Source organism: Massilia luteola (assembly GCF_034420155.1).
In the GTDB taxonomy this organism is placed as follows: domain Bacteria; phylum Pseudomonadota; class Gammaproteobacteria; order Burkholderiales; family Burkholderiaceae_D; genus Telluria; species Telluria luteola.
Map to the genome: position 1 here is coordinate 172,902 of NZ_JAXOFN010000007.1, position 18,035 is coordinate 190,936.

Consider the following 18,035-nt stretch of genomic DNA (forward strand, 5'->3'; position numbering starts at 1 on the left):
CGGACGTCCGATCCGATTCAACCTTTAACCGAACCAAACAGGAAGCAGTTTATGAATGCAAAGATGTCGAAAGAGCAGCTGGAGCCGGCCGCGACCGGTCGTTATCAAGGCTGGGTGGAGCGGATTGTCGCCAGCGACCTGGCTGGATGGCAATGCCTGACCGTGCGCGGCGGCGGCCGCACGCGCGATTGCCTGGTGCCGGACGCGCTGGTGCGCGAGCTCGACCTCACGCCGCAGAGCGTGGTGCGCTTCGATGCCGTGATCGATCCCGCCATCGGCCGCCCGGTCGCCACCGGCCTCGAGCTGATCAACCGCGCCCTGCCGCTGCCGACCAGCATCGCCGAGCCGGACCTGTTCGACCTCAAGCACCGCCACCTGCATCTGCGCAGCGCGCCGTTGCGCGCCGTCGCCCAGTTCCGCCACTTCATCCAGAAATACGCGCGCGACTACCTGGACGGCCACGGCTGCTACAGCGTGCAGACGCCGATCCTGACCGAAGCGTCGTGCGTGTGCAGCGGCGACGTGTTCACCTTTCCGTACTACGGCAAGCGCATCGCGACCCTGATCCAGAGCCCGTGGATGTACGCCGACGCGCTGACCTCGGGCATGGAACGGGTGTACGCGCTGAACCCGTCGTTCCGGCGCGAGCGCAACGAAACCAATATCCACCTGGTCGAGATCTGGCAGCTGCAGGTCGACCTCGCCTGGGCCAGCAACGACGACATCATGGAGCTCGAGCAAGGCCTGGTCCAGCACATCGCGACGCGCCTGCGCGCGCAGCACCAGGACCTGTACGAGCTGGCCGGACTGTCCAGCGGCCACCTGGACGCGTTCACCCGCGACTTCATCCGCATCAGCTACGACGAATCGCTCCAGCGCCTGAAAGCGTTGGGCCATGACCTGCCGTACGGCTCGGATTACACGCAGCAGCAGTCGGACGCCTTGAGCCGCAGCTTCGATCGTCCCTACTTCATCACCCAGTTCCCCAAGCAACTGAAGAATTTCTGGTTCCCGCAACTGGGCAAGGACACCGACCTGACGCCGTCGAACGACCTGTTCGCGCACACGGGCCAGGGCGAGATCATCGGCGGCGGCGAGCGCGTGCACGACCTCGAGGAGCTGATCGCCAATCTGCATTACTACGAGCACGACCTCGACGAATTCGACTGGTTCGTCGACATCCGCCGCTACGGCTGCGTGCCGCATGCCGGCTTCTCGGTCGGGTTCGACCGGCTCGTGGCGATGCTGATGGGCGTGCAGGACATCCGCCATGCGACGTTGATCCCGCGTATCCCGAACGGCCCGCTGAAACCATGATGCCATCCATGCCAACCAACGACGCCGGCCAGGGGCCGAGCGCCGCGACGATCGCCGCCATCCGCGACCAGTTCCTGGGCCTGCACACGCACTATCGCCTGGCCGATGGCCGCCAGGTGCAGCAGGTCTATCTCGATTCCGCCGCCAGCGCCCTGATGTTCGCGCCCGCGTTCGAGCTGCGCCGGCGCTTCCTGGGCCATTACGCGAACGTGCACAGCAGCAGTCACAACCCGGCGCGGATCGCCACCGCGGCGCTGGCATGGGCGCGCGAGCAGGTGCTGGCGTTCGTGGGCGCCGACCCGGCCGAGTATGAGGTGCTGTTCTTCGGCGCCGGCGTCACCGCGCTGTCGAACCGCCTGGCGCGCCTGCTGCGCCAGAGCCGTCCGGAGCGCGACGTCGTGCTGATTTCCGCGATGGAGCACCATTCCAACGATTTGCCGCACCGGGAATCCACCCGCTTCCTGCACGTCGACCTGGAGTGCGAGGATGGCCGCCACGGGACGGTGTCGCTGGCGCACCTGGAGCGCCTGCTGGAAGAACACGGCGAGCGCGTCAATTACGTCACCGTGACCGGCGTGAGCAACGTCACCGGCATCATCAATCCCATCCACCGGATCGCCGAGCTGGCCCATCGCCACGGCGCCTGCGTGGTGGTCGACGGCGCCCAGATGGCGGCCCACGTGCCGGTCGGGATGAGCCAGCCGGGCGGGCGCGCGCTGGACGTGTTCATGTTTTCCGGCCACAAGATCTACGCGCCCGGCTCGCCCGGCGTGGCCGTGGTCAGCAAGCGCCTCCTGGACGGCGCCGCGCCGGTGGAGCTGGGCGGGGGCATGGTCAGCCATGTCTACCCGGACGACTATGAAGTCGCGCCGGCCCTGGCGGACCGCGAACATGCCGGCACGCCGGACGTGAGCGGCGCCGTGGCGCTGGGCGGGGTGCTGAATGCGCTGATGCGGGTCGGCATGGCGCGGGTGTTCGACAAGGAGCGCGACCTGATGGCGCACGCCTTGAAGGTGCTGGGCGACGTGCCGACGATCGCCCTCTACGGCGACACGGACCAGGTCGCGGCGCCGCGCGTGGGCTCGATCGCCTTCAACCTGGAGGGCATCGACCATGGCCTCGTGGCCGCCGTGTTGAGCGACTACTTCGCCATCGCCGTGCGCAACGAATGCTTCTGCGCCCACATGTACGTGCGCGAAATGCTGCTCGATTCGCTCTGGAACCTCGATGCGGGCGACTTGAGCGACGAGGAACTCGAACAGTCGGTCCGGCTCAAGCGCGGCATGGTGCGCGCCAGCTTCGGCCTGTACACGCGCCGCGCCGACATCGACCGCCTGGCGCAGGCCTTGACCGACCTGGCCACGAACGCCGCGCATTACCGCGCCCGCTACACGGTGGCGCCGGACGGCACGTACGTGCACAAGGCGTTCATGGCCGCCCAGGAAAACGGCTTCGCGCCCGAACGGGAACTGACGCAGCTGCTGGGCATCGCACCGGCGGCGCTGGCGGCCTGATGTCATTTCATTTCGCTTCACTCATCGACTCAATCAAGGAACCGCTATGCCGTACGTGAACATCAAACTGATCCGTGATGGACTGACCCAGGAAAAGAAGGCGACGCTGATCCGCAGCGTCACCACGCTGCTGGAAACGGAGCTGAACAAGAACCGCGCCAACATCGTCGTGGTCATCGACGAGACCGACGACGACAACTGGGGCCTGGGCGGCGTGACCGTCACCGAGCGCAAGCTGGCTGCCGGCCGCCAGCAACAATAAATGGCGCCGCATCCGCCGATGCGGGCGCTGGTGTGCGGCGTCGGCCGTGTCATCACCGGCGAAAGCATCCTGAATTTCGTATTGCGCAACCTGGGGCAGCCGCAGGCGCGGCAGGTGATCTATGACGGCCTGGCGGCGCGCGCCGGCGACGACGCCGACGCCTGGGTCGAGGCCGGCGTGCTCGACAAGATCGACGCCATGGCCGGCTGCCCGCTGGACGCGGCGGACACGATCCTGCGGGGACTGGCACTGACGCCCGGTTTCGCCGATCTCGTCGATTGGTGCGGCCGGGAGCATATGCCGGTGCTGCTGTGCGGACCGGTGCCGCGCCAGTTCACCGAACTGCTGCTGCGTCGCTATCGCTGGACCCACGTGCGCGTCGCGGGATCGGAGCTGCGCATCGCCGACGGCCGCATCGCCGGCGTGGAGACGGTGTGCACCCCGTCGCGCAAGCGCGAGCACGTGGCCGGCTGGATGGCCCACCATGGCCTGGACGCCGCGCAGTGCTGGGCGATCGGCGACGCCAGCGGCGACCGCGACATGCTGCGGATGGTGCCGTGGCCGAATCGCGTCAGCTTCGGCGTCGGCGCCATGGAAGCGCTGGAGCGGCAGGCGACACCCGTCGCCTTCACCGGCGGCATGGAGGCGCTGCTGCGCCATGTGCAGGCGCGCACCCACGTGGCCGCGCACGATAATTTTTCATGACGAGAAGAGAAGGACACACATGATTTGCGAGTTACGCGCGCCCGCGGCCAGCGGCCGGCTGGGCATGTGCATCGGCTCAGGGCCGACCGAAGCGGATGCGGTTCTGGCCGTGCGCCAGGCCAGGTCGGCGATCGAACTGGGTTACCAGGTCCACGTATTTTTGTTTGGGAACGGCATCTATCACGCGCTGCCCAGCGACACCGTGAAGAGTAACTTCTTCGGCTTCCAGCAATTGATGCAGGACGGGGCACAAGTGACGGTCTGTAGCAACATGGCGCGCGCCCAGGGCGTGACGCCGGAAGCGGCGCGCACCGGCGTCAGGTTCGGCAGCCTGCTGGAGTTCAGCGAGCTGATCACGGGTTGCGAAAAAGTGCTGGTGTTCGGCGGCCAGCATGGAGGACAGGCATGAAGACCGTGCTGTTCGTGCTCTCGCAATCGCCCGGGGCGAGCGACCTGAACTATCAATATGCGCGCATGGCGCTTGCCATTTCCGCCGATGCCAAGCCGGTCGTGGTGCTGGCGGCGCGCGCCGTGATGCTGGCGGCGGCGGACTATCGCGACACCAACAAGCACATCAAATACGCCGACCAGGAACGCTTCCTGGTCGAGATGGAGGTGCCGTTCTACGCCGTCGAGGAAGACCTGGCGCTGCATGGCGTGACGGGCGCCATCAAACCCCACGTCCGGGCCATCGGGCCGGATGCGCTCGCGCAGCTGGTGCACGGCGCGGACGTGGTGTTCAACTAAGGATAGAAAATCATGAGCAATCAACTACTCGACATTCTGCACGTGGCGCCGGTGATCCCGGTGATCGTCATCCAACGTCTCGAGGATGCCGTCCCGCTGGCGCGCGCCCTGGTGGCCGGCGGCTTGCGGGTGCTGGAAGTGACCTTGCGTTCGGAGCACGGCATGGCGGCGATCCGGGCGATCGCCGAACAGGTGCCCGACGCGATCGTCGGGGTCGGCACGCTGAACACTGCCGCGGAGTGCTTCGAGGCGCGCGACGCCGGTGCCGTGTTCGGCGCGTCGCCCGGCACGACCGCGGCGCTGGTCCAGGGCGCCAAAGAGAGCGGCTTGCCGCTGCTGGCCGGCGTGATGACGCCTTCCGAAGTGATGGCCGCGCGCGCCGCCGGCTTGCGCACGCTGAAACTGTTCCCCGCCATGCAAGCCGGCGGCGTCGCGATGCTCAATGCGCTGGCCGGCCCGCTGCCGGACGTGACCTTTTGCCCCACCGGCGGCATCACGCCGGACAGCGCGGCCAGCTTCCTGGCCTGCCGCAACGTCGCTTGCGTGGGCGGCTCCTGGCTGACCCCGCGCGACGCGATCGAGGCGGGCGACTGGGATGCGATCACGGCGTTGGCCGCCGCCGCCAGCCGCCTGCGCCAGGCCTGAACGGGAGCGCCATGGACGCGACCAAGATATTGCTCCTGCCGGGCCTGGGCGATTCCGATCCCGGGCATTGGCAAAGCCGGTGGGAGCGCGCCAACCCCCGCTGGCGCAGGGTGGTGCAGCGCGACTGGGAGCGCCCCGTGTACGACGACTGGCGCGCCGCGCTGGAGACGGCGGTGGCGGCCAGCGGCCCGGACACGGTGCTGGTAGCCCACAGCCTCGGCTGCCTGCTGGTGAACCGCTGGGCGGCGCAGACCGGGCTCACGATACGCGGTGCGCTGCTGGTGGCGCCGCCGGACCCGCATCGGCCGGGTTTTCCGCCGCAGGTGAGCGGCTTCGCCGAACTGCCGCTGCGGCGCCTGCCGTTCGCGACGCTGGTGGTGGCGAGCGGCGACGATCCGTATGCCGCGCCGGGTTTCGCGCGCCGCTGCGCCGAGGCCTGGGGCGGCCGGCTGGTCGAACTGGGCAACGCCGGCCACATCAACACCGCCAGCGGGCATGGCGCGTGGCCGCAGGGCCGCGCGTTGCTGGACGAGTTGCTGGGTGGTCCGTGACGCCGCCCGCACTTTGCCTGGCCGACACCGCGCACCTGCCCGATGCGCCGGCCGGCACCGGCGAGGATGACTGGCCGGCCCTGCTGCAGGCGGCTGCCGGGGTGGCGGCACGGGAACCCTTGCTGCAGGGCTGGATCGAGCGGTTGGTCCTGGCGCAGCCCGACTTGCGCAGCGCGCTGGCGGCGCTGCTGGCGGAGCGGCTGCAGTTCCGCGGGCTGAGCGAAGCCGGCCTGTGCGACCTGCTGAACGCGGCGCTGGACGGCGAGCCCGTGATGCGGCGCATCGGCGCCGACTTGCGGGCGGTCCGGCGCGGCGATCCCGCCTGCCGCGGCAGCCTGCACGTGTTTCTCCATTTGAAGGGATTCCATGCCTTGCAGACCTATCGCGCCGCGCATGCGCTGTGGTGCGCCGGCCGCGAGCCGCTGGCGCTGGCGCTGGCCAACCAGGCCGCTGCCGTGTTCGGCATCGACATCCATCCGGCGGCCCGCATCGGTGCCGGGGTCATGCTGGACCATGGCAGCGGCATCGTGATCGGCGAAACCGCGGTGGTCGACGATCACGTGTCGATCCTGCAAGGCGTGACATTGGGCGGCACCGGCAAGCAGAGCGGCGACCGCCATCCCAAGCTGCGGCGCGGCGTCAAGGTCGGCGCGGGCGCCATCATCCTCGGCAACATCGAAATCGGCGCCCTGAGCCAGGTGGCCGCCGGCAGCGTGGTGCTGCAGGCCGTGCCGCCGTGCTGCACCGTGGCGGGCGTGCCGGCACGGGTGGTGCGCGATTATTCGTGCACCACGCAGTCATGAATATTTTTTTTGGAGACATCCCATGTTAACAGGCAGTCTGGTCGCGCTGGTGACACCCATGCATGACGACGGCACGCTCGATTTTGCATCGCTGGAGCGCTTGATCGATTGGCATCTGGAAGAGGGCAGCGACGCCATCGGCATCGTGGGCACCACGGGCGAGGCGTCGACCGTCGACCTGGCCGAGCATTGCGACCTGATCGGCGCGGCCGTACGGTGCTGCGCCGGCCGGGCGCCGGTGATCGCCGGCACCGGCGCCAATTCGACCGCCGAAGCGATCGAACTGGCGCGCCGCGCGCGGCAACTGGGCGCCGATTACAGCCTGACGGTGGTCCCCTACTACAACAAGCCGACCCAGGAAGGCATGTACCGGCATTTCCGCGCGATCGCCGAGGCGGTCGACATGCCGCACATCCTGTACAACGTGCCCGGCCGCACGGTCGCCGGCATGTCGAACGACACCATCCTGCGCCTCGCCGACATCCCGAACATCGTCGGCATCAAGGACGCCAGCGGCGACATCCCCAACGGCGCGGACCTGCTGCGCCGGGCGCCCGCCGACTTTGCCGTCTACGGCGCCGATGACCCGAGTGCCCTGGCCCTGATGTTCCTGGGCGCCCACGGCATTTTCTCCGTGACGGCCAACGTGGCGCCGCGGTTGATGCGCGAGATGAACCAGGCGGCACTGGACGGCGACGTCGCGTATGCCAATGCGATCAACCGTCGCCTGTTTCCCCTGCATCAGCAATTGTTCGTCGAGTCGAATCCGATTCCCGTCAAATGGGCGCTGGCGCAGATGGGGGCGATCGGCCAGGGCATCCGCCTGCCGCTGACGACCCTGTCGCCGGCGGGCCAGGCGGCCGTGCGCGCGGCCATGGAGGAGGCGGGCATCGCGTCCGCCACCGCCGCGCGCTAGGCCGACTCGCGCGGCACCAGCCCGCCCGTAAAACGCTTGCGGTACGGCGCCGCGCCGGTGCCGTCGAGCTGCGCCTGCAGACATTCCATCGCGGCGACGCCGATGGCGGCGACGTCCTGCCGGAACGTGGTCAGCGGGGGATGCAGGTAGGCGGAAATGGGCAGGTCGTCGTGGCCGACGATGGCCAGGTCCTGGCCCGGCGCGAGGCCGAACCGCCGGCACGCGGACATCGCGCCGATCGCGAGCCTGTCGGTGCCGCAGGCGAGGGCCGTGACGCCGGCGCGTTTCCAGGCGCCGCTCGCCAGCCAGTCGAGCACGTGGCGGAACGCATACGCTTCGAAATCCCACGATGGCTGCGTGCTGGCGGGCACGACGTGCGGCGCCATGCCCGCTTCCGCCATCGCCTCCAGATAGCCGGCGAGCCGTTCTTCCGGCGACGGATGCGCGACGGGCGGCGCTCCCAGATAGGCCGGGCGGTGGCCGCGGCCGAGCAGGTAGCGGGTCAGCATCGCCATGCTTTGCCGGTTGTCGTTCATCACGTAGTTGCAGTCTTCGTGCACATAGCTGTCCATGTAGACGATGCGCATTTCCTGCTCCAGCCGCAGCAGCAGGCCGAGATTGGCCTTCGACGCGACGGCGGTCAGGATCACGCCCGCCACCTTCATCGAGCGCATCGTCATCAGCGCCGCCGCTTCCTCGGCCGGGTCGTTGTACGAGCACTGGATGATCACGTCCATGCCGAGCGACTTGGCCTTCTCCTCGATCGCGCGCAGGGCCTCGGCGAAGAACGGCTCGTTCACGACCGGCAGGATGACGCCGACCATGCGCGAGCGCCCGCGCACGAGTGTGACGGCGTGCGGATCGGGCACGTATTCGAGTTCGCGGCATGCCTGTTCGATGCGGGCCAGCGTGTCGGCCTTCAAACCTTCGCGGTCGTTGAAATACTTCGACACCGTCGCGCGCGATACGCCGGCACGCGCGGCGACGTCGTGCATCGTGACCGGGCCGCCACGGGAGACATGGGCATTCTGCGCAGTTTTCATCAGTTTGTTGACTCGTGTAAAGTTCGCTCGCCACCGGCAGGCACGTCACCATCATAGCAAAAATACTTGCATGCAATAAGAGCGCGCATTCGCCCGGTGCGGGCGCCGTTCCGGCCCTGCGGCGTACATGTCGTTGTGATCACTCAACTATTAAAAAATCTTTAAAAAAATCTGTTGACGACAAAAAGTCGACACGTGTAAAGTTGTTTCATAACGCAGCCTCAAGACACATAAGACAGCTCGGAGACATCGTCATGAAACGACAAGCCATGTTCGCCTGCATCGCGGCGATCGCCCTCGCGCTGGCCGGCCAGGCCCAGGCAGCGCGCCCTTTGAGGTCCGTCGGCGTCGCCGTCAGCGACCTCGCCAATCCCTATTTTGTCGCCATCGGCAAGGGCGCCGCCGACGCGGCCAAAAAGGTCGGCGGGGACAAGGTCCGGGTCACGACGGTCTCCAGCAAATACGACCTCAACACCCAGGTCGGCCAGATCGAAAACTTCATCGCCAACAAGGTCGACATCCTCATCGTCAACGCGTCCGATCCCAAGGGCATCGCGCCCGTGCTGCAAAAGGCGCGCGACGCCGGCATCGTCGTGATGGCCGTCGACGTCGGCGCCGACAATGCGGATGCGACGATCATGTCCGACAACACGATGGCCGGCACCGAATCGTGCAAACGCATCGTGGATCGGTTGCACGGCAAGGGCAATGTGGTGATCGTCAACGGTCCGCCCGTCACCGCCGTGACCGCGCGCGTGGCCGGCTGCAAGCGGGCGTTCGCCGGCACCGGCATCCGGATCGTCTCGGACAACCAGGACGCGAAGGGCAGCCTCGACGGCGGCATGGAAGTCATGACGAACCTGTTGATCGCACACCGCCGCATCGACGCCGTGTTCGCCATCAACGATCCGTCCGCGATCGGCGCCGAACTCGCGGTCAAGCAGGCGGGGCGTGCCGACGTGCGGTTGGTCGCGTCCGTCGACGGCGCGCCCGATGCGGAAGCGGCACTCAGGTCGAAGAACAGCGTCTTCGCCGTCACCACCGCGCAAGACCCCTACAAGATGGCCACGCTGGCCGTCGAGATCGGCTACGGAATCATGAACGGCAAGCGGCCGGCCGATCCGGTCGTGCTGATTCCCACGCCGGCGATCACGAAAGACAACGTGGCGGCCTACAAGGGCTGGGCCAGCCACTAAACCTCACAGGAGGAGACATGGCAACAATCAATCCACCACCCGTGCTGGAGGTATCCGGCATCCGCAAGCGGTTCGGCGCCGTCACGGTGCTCGACGGGGTTCGACTCACCGTCCGCCCCGGCGAAATCCACGCGCTGATGGGAGAAAACGGCGCCGGCAAGAGCACGCTGATGAAGATCCTGGCCGGCGTGTACCAGCCGGATGCGGGCGAGATCCGCGTGGGCGGCAAGCCGGTGCGCATCACCTGTCCGGCCGACGCGCGCGCCTGCGGCATCAACCTGATCTACCAGGAGCTGTCCGTCGCGGCCAACCTGACCGTCGCGCAGAACATCTTCATGGGCGCGGAGCCGCGCGGGCGCCTCGGCATCGTCGACACGGCGCAGATGAACCGGCGCGCGGCCGACGTGCTGCGCAGCCTCGGCGCGACGTTCGCACCGACGCGGATCGCGAGCGGCCTGTCGATCGCCGACCAGCAGCAGGTCGAAATCGCCCGCGCCCTCGTGCACGACAGCCGCGTGCTGATCATGGACGAGCCGACGGCCGCGCTGTCCGAGCGCGAGACGGCGCGCCTGTTCGACGTGATGCGGGCCTTGCGCGAGCGCGGCATCGCGATCATCTACATCAGCCACCGCATGGCCGAGGTGCGCATGCTGGCCGACCGCGTGACCGTCCTGCGCGACGGCACGTGGATCGGCGAGCTGGCGCGCGACGAAGCGACGCCGGACACGGTCGTGCGCATGATGGTCGGCCGCGAACTCGGCGGCTTTTATGAGCACACGCGGCGAACCGCGCCCGGCCCCGTGCGGCTCAAGCTCACGGACGTGTGCGGCGCCAGGGTGCATCCGGCATCGCTGGCTGTGCGCGCCGGCGAGATCGTCGGACTCGCGGGCCTCGTCGGCGCGGGCCGCACGGAGCTGGCGCGCCTGATCTTCGGCGCCGACCGGATGGCCGGGGGCACGGTCGAAGTCGACGGCCGCGCGGCGGCCATCCGTACGCCGGGCGACGCGATCCGCCTCGGCATCGCCTACGTGCCGGAAGACCGCAAGGGACAGGGCCTGTTCCTGCAGCAGTCGCTGCTCGCCAACGTGACGATGAACGTGCTGGGCAAGCATGCGCGCTGCGGGGTGCTGCGCCGCGGCGAGCTGCTGCAGGTGACGCGGGATGCGATCGTAAAACTGTCCGCGCGCGGCGCGGGGCCGGACGGGATCATCGGCGGCCTCTCGGGCGGCAACCAGCAGAAGCTCCTGCTGGCGCGCTGGCTCGAGATCGGCCCGCGCGTGCTGATCCTCGACGAGCCGACGCGCGGCGTGGACATCGGCGCCAAGCACGAGATCTACCGGATCATCCACGAGCTGGCCGATGCCGGCGTGGCCGTGCTGTGCATCTCGAGCGAGCTGGCGGAAATCATCGGCGTGTGCGACCGCGTGCTCGTCATGCGCGAAGGCTGTCTGTCCGGAGAGCTCTCCGGCGCACACATCACCCAGGAAAACATCATGGCGCTGGCCACCCAGGCCCAGGCCGCATAGGAGACTCCATCATGCAAACTCTGAAATCCTCCCTCCCCACGGCGCGGCCCGCGGCCACGCACGGCGGCGCCAGGCAGGCCTTGTCGCGCATGTTCGCGACGATGGGCATGCTGCCCGTGCTCGTCGCGCTGTACATCGTGTTCTATTGTTTGACCGGGTATTTCGCCGAAGACGGCGTGTCGAATTTCGCGACGCTGGCCAACACGATGAACGTGCTGCGCCAAAGCTCGATCAATCTCGTGCTCGCGACGGGCATGACGTTCGTGATCCTCACCGGCGGCATCGACCTGTCGGTCGGCTCGGTGCTGGCGGTGTCGGCGGTGCTCGGCATGATCGCGTCGCTGCCCGGCCACGCGCCGGCGCTGGCGCTGCCCGTCTTCCTGCTGGCGGGCCTGGGCATGGGCCTGCTGAACGGCCTGCTCGTCGCCGTCTTCAAGATCAATCCGTTCGTCGTCACGCTCGGCACGATGACCGCATTGCGCGGCACGGCTTACCTGCTGGCCGACGGCACCACGATCCTGAACCGCGAGATTCCGACCTTCGAGTGGATCGGCAACGATGCGTTCGCGGGCCTGCCGTGGCTCGTGTGGGTCGCCGCGGCGCTCGTGCTGGCCGCCTGGTTCATCCTGCGCCGCACGGTGCTCGGCATGCACGTGTACGCGGTCGGCGGCAATCCGCAGGCGGCGCGGCTCACGGGCATCAAGGTCGGCCTCGTCCTCGTCTTCGTGTATGCGTTCTCCGGCCTGTGCGCGGGCACGGCGGGTGCGATGTCGGCCAGCCGGCTGTACGGCGCGAACGGCAACTGGGGTTCGGGTTATGAACTCGATGCGATCGCCGCGGTGGTCCTCGGCGGCACGAGCCTGATGGGCGGCGTGGGCACGATCTGGGGCACCGTCACCGGCGCGCTGATCATCGGCCTCCTGAACAACGGCCTCACGATCCTCGGCCTGTCGTCGTTCTGGCAGTACGTGGCGAAGGGCACGGTCATCGTGCTGGCCGTGATGCTCGATAAATGGCGTTATCAACAACAGGCGAACTAATACCATGCAAGAACAACGACTCCCCCGTTACGTCGTCTTCGGCGAAGCGCTGACCGACATGATCCGCCAGGACGACGGCACCTGGCGCTCGCTCCCCGGCGGCTCGTGCTGGAACGTGGCGCGCGTCGGCGCGCGCCTGGGCCTGCACACGGGCTATGCCGGCGCCGTGAGCATGGATGCCTTCGGCGACGAGATCGCGGACGCCAGCGGCGCGGCCGGCCTGGACGCGCGCTTTTTGCAGCGCGTCGAGGCGCCGCCGTTCATCGCGATGGTCACGTCGCGCCATCCGCCCCGTTACGTCTTCCTCGGCGAGAACAGCGCGGACCTGCACTTCCGGCCCGAGCTGCTGCCCGCCGGCTGGCTCGACGCGGCCGACGTGATCCACGTGGGCAGCCTGGCGCTGGCGCGCCGGCCGCTGGCACGGCGGCTCGTGGAGCAGGCGCTGATGGCGCGCCAGGCCGGCAAGCGCATCGCCTTCGATCCGAACTTCCGCAACGCGATGCGCGACGCGTCGTACCGGCCCACGTTCGAGCTGATCGCGGGCCTCGCCAGCCACATCAAGGTGTCCGATGAAGACCTGGAAAGCCTCTTTCCGGGCCTGGCGCCGCACGACGCCCTGGCCGCGCTGCGCGCACTCGCCCCCGACGCCGAGATCCTGTTGACGCGCGGGGCCGACGGGCTGTCGCTGATCCGCGGCGATCACGTCCTGCACGCGCCGGCGCGCCGCGTGGACGTGGCCGATACCGTCGGCTGCGGCGACGCATCGATGGCGGGTTGGATCAGCGGCATGCTGCTCCATCCGGAGATGCCGGCCGCGCGCCAGCTCGCGCGCATCGCGGCGGTGGCCGCCACGGCCGCCATGCACGCCGGGCCGTATGCGCCGACTGCGCAAGAAGTCGACGCCTTGATGTAGGGTGGGCGGCCCCGCCCACGCGTAACGCCGGCGATACGCAAACGGCGCGCGTGGGCACGGGGTGACCACCCTACCCGTAATCCGATCCTGTTCCATTGACCTGCCGCGGCATCGCGCCGCGGCCGGACGGGATCCGTTTTGCCTAAATTTCAGGAGACAACATGCGCATGCCTGTCATCGCGCCGGCGCTGCTCGCGCTCGCGTATTGCTTGCCCGCGTCCGCCGTGGACGTCCAGAACTACCTGCGCGCCAACGCGGCCGTCAACAGCGAAGGCGGCGGCCAGACCTGCTTCGGCGTGGCCGGCGCCGGGGCCAAATACCGGTTGGGCAATGAATGCGGCGTGTATGGCGAGATGATGCTGGGCCAACGCCTGGTGGAGGGCGACGCCGGCGAACAGGTCAAAGCCTACGCGATGCTCAACCTGGCCAACGAGGCCGCGTCCAGCAACGCGAAACGGCCGGAGGGCGGCTGGAACGTCGGCCTGCCGCAGGCCTATCTCGCCATCGAACGCGTGAGCGGCCTGGGCGACGCCGCGCTGTGGATCGGGCGGCGCTACTACAAGCGCGAAGGCGTGAACGCCAACGACTTCCTGTACTGGAATCCGTCCGGCATGGGCGTCGGCATCGAGAACGTGCCGCTGGGCCCCATGCGGTTCAGCTATGCCTACTTGCACGACGACCAGCAGACGATGCCGATCATGCGCGTCGGCGACACGGCGAACCGCCACGATTTTCAACTGCGTGGCGTGCCCGTGAACCCGGGCGGCACGCTGGAGCTGGGCCTGGCCCTGATCCGCAGCGACGGCGAACCCGGCCACCACGGCGGTTCGATGCTCACCGTGCAGCACCGCCAGCACATCCTGTCCGGCGCCGGCGCCAACCGCCTCGCGCTGCAATGGGGGACGGGCGCCGGCACGGACAACGGCGCGACGGGCGACATCGGCAACGGCAGCGACGTGCACCGGCTGCGCGTCGTCGACAGCTGGACCGCGCAAGTCACGCGGCGCTTCGGCGGAGAGCTCGTCGCCGTCTGGCAGCGGGATACGGCCCACGACGCCGCCAAGGCGAAGACGTGGGCCTCGGCGGGCGGGCGCATGTCGTACGGGCTCACGGACCGCGTGAAGCTGCTGGCGGACGTGGGGCACGACCGCGTCGCGCCGCGGAACGGCGACGTGCGCCGGCTGACCAAGGTCACGGGCGCCGTCGCGCTGACGTCCGCGCCGGGCTACTTCGACCGTCCCGAACTGCGCCTGTTCTTTACGCACGCGCACTGGAACGAGGCGGCGCGCGCGGCCGCGCGGACGAATGATCCGCTGGCCGCGAACGGCATGTTCGGCTCGACGCTGTCCGGCTATACCGTCGGCCTCACGTTCGAGAACTGCTGGTGACGGATGTTCAGGCGGTCATCGTCGCCAGCAGCGTATCGATCGCGGCCAGCGTGGGCGGCGTGGCGCCGGCCGCCAGGCAGGCCGCGGCACCCGCCGCGACGGCGAAGCGCGCATGAGCGAGGCCGTCGCGCCCGGGCGCGTTCAGCATGCTCCAGGCCAGCGCCGCGATGCTGGCGTCGCCCGCGCCGACCGTGTCCACGGGCGTGATGCGCGGCGCCGCGACTTCCCAGGACCCGTCCGGCGTATGCAGCGAGGCACCGGCGGCGCCCTTCGTGTACAGGTAGCTGGCGTCCGGGTTCCAGCCGCGCAAGGTGGCGAAGGCGGCGTCCGCGTCGCTCGTGCGCAGCAGGCCGACGAGGTCTTCTTCCGACACCTTGACGACGTCGGCCAGCGCGGTCATGCGGCGCAGGGTCGGGTCGTAGTCCTCGTCCATCAGGGCGCGGAAGTTCGGGTCGTAGCTGATGCGTACGCCCTGCGCCTTCAGGCTCTCCGCCAATGCGACCAGCTTGCCGGCCAGCGGCTGGCGCGCGAGGCTGATGCCGCCGAAGTGCGCCCAGCGGCAGCCGCCGGTCCAGCCCTGCGGCAGCTGCGCGGCGTCGAAGTGCAGGTCGGCGCTGTCGTCGCCGACGAAGAAATAGCTGGGCGGGTCGAGCCGGTGCACGATGGCGAGCAGCGGCGATTTGTCCAGGCGCTGCAGGAAGCGCTCGTCCAGGCCCGCGTCCAAGGTGGCGCGCCACAGCTGGTCGCCGAACACGTCGCGGCTGACGGCGCCGGCGAAGGCGCTGGGCGCGCCCAGCTTCGCCATCGCGCGCGCCACGTTCCACGTCGAGCCGCCCGTCACGCTGTGCCAGCGCGTGGCGCCGGCGTCACTGACGATCATGTCCGTCAGGGCTTCGCCTGCCGCGACGAATACGGGAAAGTCGGCCATGTCAGTCTTTCGCGAGAACGGTCAGCACTTCGTAGCAGGCACCCATCGTGTGGTAGTCGACCTTGCCGGCCGGGCTCTTTTCGTCGGTGACCTTCTCGTTGGCCGGGCCGAGGATGCGGTACCAGGCGCCGTGTTCGTGGTCGACGAAATGTTCCCAGCTGTAGGCCCAGATGCGGTCGTACCAGGTCCAGTACGCGCCGTCTCCGGTGCGCGCGCCGAGCAGCGCGGCGGCGGCCAGGCTCTCGGCCTGCACCCAGAAGTATTTGTCGGCGTCGCAGATTTCGTTCTCCGGTCCGAAGCCGTAATGGATGCCGCCGTGCTCGTGGTCCCATGCCTTCGACAGCGCCGCGTCGAACAGTTCTTTCGCGCGCGGCAGCAGCCAGCCGGACGGGCCGGCCATGTGGTCCTTGTGGCGTTCCATGATGAGCAGCAGCTTGGCCCATTCCGTCAGGTGGCCCGGCTGGTAGCCCCACGGGCGGAAGATGTTCGTCTTGTCGTCGCGGTTGTAGTCCGGGTCGACCGACCAGTCGCTGTTGTAGTGTTCCCACACCAGGTTGCCGTACAGGGCGGCCTGGCGCACGGTGATGTTGTGGGCGAGCGTCTCGGCGCGCTGAAGGAATTTGGCGTCGCCCGTCGCCTCGAACGCGGCCAGCATGGCTTCGCACGTGTGCATGTTGGCGTTCTGGCCGCGGTACGGGAACAGCGTGGACCAGTCGCCGCTCGCCTCGTCGGCATACAGGCCATGCGCCGGTTCCCAGAAGCGGCGTTCCATCAGGTCGTACGTCTCGTCCAGCCAGGGGCGCGCTTCGGCGACGCCGGCCATCACGGCGTGGGCGTAGGCCAGCAGCACGAAGGCGAGGCCGTAGCAGTGATTGGTGTCGTCGGTGACGCGCTTCTGTCCATCGTTCCAGTCCAGCTGCCAGGCGTAGCCGCCGGTCGCCGGGTTGCGGTGCGCGTCGCGCAGGAAGCGCAGGCCGTGCAGCACGCGTTCGCGGTCGGCCGGTTCCTGGAACTGGCGGAACGCCATCGCGAAATTGAAGACGAAGCGGGTGCTGCTCACCAGGTGGCGCGTGTGCGCGTCGTAGACCGTGCCGTCGTCCTTGTAGAAATGATAGAAGCCGCCGCTCGGGTCGGTGCAGCGGGGATCGTAGAACTGGCGGGTGTGGCGGATGTGCTGCAGCAGCGTCGCGCGGGATTGGAAATCGGGAAGCATGGGTCGGTCGTGGTGAGTGAATCGGTGAATCGCGCCGCGTCGTGCGAACGCGGGCGCCTGGGGGAACGGAGAGGATTATTTGCGCATGCGGAAGTCCTCGCACACGGTGCTGGCGCGCACGACCAGCTCCACGGCCGCCACCTGTTCCAGCGGCGGGTCCTGCGGGCCGCGCAGCAGCAGCTCGACGCCGAGTGCGCCCAGCTCCTTCTTGTTGATGCGCAGCGTCGTCAGCGGACGGTGGCCCAGCACGGCGCCGGGGATGTCGTCGAAGCCGACGATCGAGATATCGTGCGGCACCGTCTTCCCGGCCGCGAGGCAGGCGCGCATCGCGACGAGGGCGGCGGCGTCGTTGTAGCAGAAGACCGCGTCGGGCGGGTGCGGCTGGTCGAGCAGGGATTGCATCGCCTCGTAGGCGCCGGTCTCGAGGTCGACGCCGTCGGGCAGGCAGGTTTCGAGGCGCGGGTCGGCCAGCATGCCCGCCTCGAACAGGGCCTGGCGGTAGCCGCGGTTGCGTTCGCGGATGCTGTAGTGGCCCAGCGAGCCGGAGATCATGCCGATGCGTTCGCGGCCCAGCGAGATCAGGTGCCTGGTGGCGAGGTAGCCGCCCATGTGGTTGTCCGGATTGACGGAGCTGTAGCCGCGCAGCTTCATGTCGATGAGGACGAGGGGCTTGCCGCTGGCGCGCAGGGCGTTCAGCAGCTCGGGCTCGAAGAAGCCCGCGCACACGATGGCGTCCGGCGCGTGCATGCGCAGCTGTTCCGTCACGCCGTCGGCCGGGCCGACCGCCATGAACGACAGCACGATGCCCTGCTTGCGGCAGGCTTCCTCGGCGCCGTGCAGCACGGGCGAATAGAACGGGCTGCTGGCGGCCGTGTTGTGCTGGCGGTGCAGCAGGAACGTGAGGCGGCGGATGCGCTTGCGGCGCAGCTTGCAAAAGTCATAACCCAATTCGTGGGCTGCCGACAACACCATCTGGCGCGTGCTCTCCGTGAGTCCGGGCTCGTTCTTGAGGGCGCGCGAGATCGTGCCGGCCGAGACGCCGGCGTACTTGGCCAGGTCGCGGATCGTGACCGGCGCCGGGCTGCCGCCCGCTGGGGTGCGTGAGGTGAGGGGGTTCACACTGTCTCCGAAATCGTTGCTGCGGTCGCCTGGGGCGTCGCTCTTCTGGATGGAGTCTTGCATATCGAATTCGCCTTGGTCAAACACGAAGCTTCACTTCAAGTCAAGTTTAGTCGGCTTTACTAAACAGCTGTTTGCCCGGTATATTCTCAATCTAAGAAACCGATTTCATAAGAGGGAGGGAGTTGTTTAGTGACGACTGACTAAAC

19 protein-coding genes are annotated in these 18,035 nt (G+C 68.3%); 15 read left to right on the top strand and 4 right to left on the bottom strand.

Translation table 11 applies throughout. The features are described 5' to 3' along the window. The first annotated feature begins 51 nt into the window (after positions 1–51). From U9J41_RS10815 to dapA, 10 genes are read left to right on the top strand one after another with little or no spacing between them, the layout of a single operon-like run. On the top strand, positions 52–1,317 hold the full coding sequence (locus U9J41_RS10815; protein ID WP_322402190.1) for an amino acid--tRNA ligase-related protein: 1,266 nt from the start codon (positions 52–54) through the stop codon (positions 1,315–1,317). Positions 1,318–1,325: 8 nt separating this feature from the next. Further along, positions 1,326–2,831, top strand: a complete 1,506-nt coding sequence (locus U9J41_RS10820; RefSeq protein ID WP_322402191.1) for an aminotransferase class V-fold PLP-dependent enzyme — start codon at positions 1,326–1,328, stop codon at positions 2,829–2,831. A 55-nt stretch (positions 2,832–2,886) separates the two neighbouring features. After that, positions 2,887–3,093 (top strand): tautomerase family protein, encoded by a 207-nt coding sequence (locus tag U9J41_RS10825; protein ID WP_425260289.1) that lies wholly within the window; start codon positions 2,887–2,889, stop codon positions 3,091–3,093. Further along, positions 3,094–3,798: an HAD family hydrolase gene (locus U9J41_RS10830; protein ID WP_322402193.1), complete on the top strand. Its 705-nt coding sequence runs from the start codon at positions 3,094–3,096 to the stop codon at positions 3,796–3,798. It begins immediately after the preceding gene. A gap of 19 nt (positions 3,799–3,817) precedes the next feature. Continuing rightward, positions 3,818–4,207, top strand: a complete 390-nt coding sequence (locus tag U9J41_RS10835; RefSeq protein ID WP_322402194.1) for a DsrE family protein — start codon at positions 3,818–3,820, stop codon at positions 4,205–4,207. Continuing rightward, positions 4,204–4,545: a DsrE family protein gene (locus U9J41_RS10840; protein ID WP_322402195.1), complete on the top strand. Its 342-nt coding sequence runs from the start codon at positions 4,204–4,206 to the stop codon at positions 4,543–4,545. Before U9J41_RS10835 ends, U9J41_RS10840 begins: the two co-directional genes overlap by 4 nt. A 12-nt stretch (positions 4,546–4,557) precedes the next feature. Further along, complete coding sequence (gene eda, locus U9J41_RS10845; protein WP_322402196.1) at positions 4,558–5,190, top strand: bifunctional 4-hydroxy-2-oxoglutarate aldolase/2-dehydro-3-deoxy-phosphogluconate aldolase; 633 nt, start codon at positions 4,558–4,560, stop codon at positions 5,188–5,190. 11 nt (positions 5,191–5,201) lie between these two features. Then, positions 5,202–5,741: an RBBP9/YdeN family alpha/beta hydrolase gene (locus U9J41_RS10850; protein ID WP_322402197.1), complete on the top strand. Its 540-nt coding sequence runs from the start codon at positions 5,202–5,204 to the stop codon at positions 5,739–5,741. Next, positions 5,738–6,544 carry a serine O-acetyltransferase gene (gene cysE / locus U9J41_RS10855; protein WP_322402198.1) on the top strand — a complete coding sequence of 269 codons (807 nt, stop codon included), beginning with the start codon at positions 5,738–5,740 and terminating at the stop codon, positions 6,542–6,544. The genes U9J41_RS10850 and cysE overlap by 4 nt, the downstream gene beginning before the upstream one ends. A 22-nt stretch (positions 6,545–6,566) precedes the next feature. After that, positions 6,567–7,460 carry a 4-hydroxy-tetrahydrodipicolinate synthase gene (dapA, locus tag U9J41_RS10860; protein ID WP_322402199.1) on the top strand — a complete coding sequence of 298 codons (894 nt, stop codon included), beginning with the start codon at positions 6,567–6,569 and terminating at the stop codon, positions 7,458–7,460. On the opposite strand, the gene U9J41_RS10865 is transcribed toward dapA, so the two are convergent. Next, complete coding sequence (locus U9J41_RS10865; protein ID WP_322402200.1) at positions 7,457–8,503, bottom strand: LacI family DNA-binding transcriptional regulator; 1,047 nt, start codon at positions 8,501–8,503, stop codon at positions 7,457–7,459. The two genes, dapA and U9J41_RS10865, sit on opposite strands and share 4 nt — an antisense overlap. Before the next feature lie 254 nt (positions 8,504–8,757). Here U9J41_RS10865 and U9J41_RS10870 point away from each other — a divergent pair, with 254 nt between their 5' ends. The 5 genes from U9J41_RS10870 to U9J41_RS10890 all read left to right on the top strand — a co-directional run bounded on the left by U9J41_RS10870 (position 8,758) and on the right by U9J41_RS10890 (position 14,566). Continuing rightward, a complete protein-coding gene (locus U9J41_RS10870; protein ID WP_322402201.1) occupies positions 8,758–9,699 on the top strand; it encodes an ABC transporter substrate-binding protein in 942 nt (313 codons plus the stop codon). A gap of 17 nt (positions 9,700–9,716) precedes the next feature. Continuing rightward, positions 9,717–11,225, top strand: a complete 1,509-nt coding sequence (locus U9J41_RS10875; protein WP_322402202.1) for a sugar ABC transporter ATP-binding protein — start codon at positions 9,717–9,719, stop codon at positions 11,223–11,225. Positions 11,226–11,236: 11 nt separating this feature from the next. After that, entirely contained in the window at positions 11,237–12,265 is a 1,029-nt protein-coding gene (locus U9J41_RS10880; RefSeq protein ID WP_322402203.1) for an ABC transporter permease subunit, read from the top strand. 4 nt (positions 12,266–12,269) lie between these two features. Then, complete coding sequence (locus U9J41_RS10885) at positions 12,270–13,178, top strand: carbohydrate kinase family protein (protein WP_322402204.1); 909 nt, start codon at positions 12,270–12,272, stop codon at positions 13,176–13,178. A gap of 161 nt (positions 13,179–13,339) precedes the next feature. After that, positions 13,340–14,566 (top strand): maltoporin, encoded by a 1,227-nt coding sequence (locus tag U9J41_RS10890; protein ID WP_322402205.1) that lies wholly within the window; start codon positions 13,340–13,342, stop codon positions 14,564–14,566. A gap of 7 nt (positions 14,567–14,573) precedes the next feature. On the opposite strand, the gene U9J41_RS10895 is transcribed toward U9J41_RS10890, so the two are convergent. The 3 genes from U9J41_RS10895 to U9J41_RS10905 all read right to left on the bottom strand — a co-directional run bounded on the left by U9J41_RS10895 (position 14,574) and on the right by U9J41_RS10905 (position 17,826). Next, positions 14,574–15,494, bottom strand: coding sequence for a carbohydrate kinase family protein (locus U9J41_RS10895; RefSeq protein ID WP_322402206.1), 921 nt, complete (start codon positions 15,492–15,494; stop codon positions 14,574–14,576). A 1-nt stretch (position 15,495) separates the two neighbouring features. Further along, positions 15,496–16,707 (bottom strand): AGE family epimerase/isomerase, encoded by a 1,212-nt coding sequence (locus U9J41_RS10900; RefSeq protein WP_322402207.1) that lies wholly within the window; start codon positions 16,705–16,707, stop codon positions 15,496–15,498. A gap of 75 nt (positions 16,708–16,782) precedes the next feature. Further along, a complete protein-coding gene (locus U9J41_RS10905) occupies positions 16,783–17,826 on the bottom strand; it encodes a LacI family DNA-binding transcriptional regulator (protein ID WP_056442663.1) in 1,044 nt (347 codons plus the stop codon). Positions 17,827–18,035: the final 209 nt, after the last annotated feature.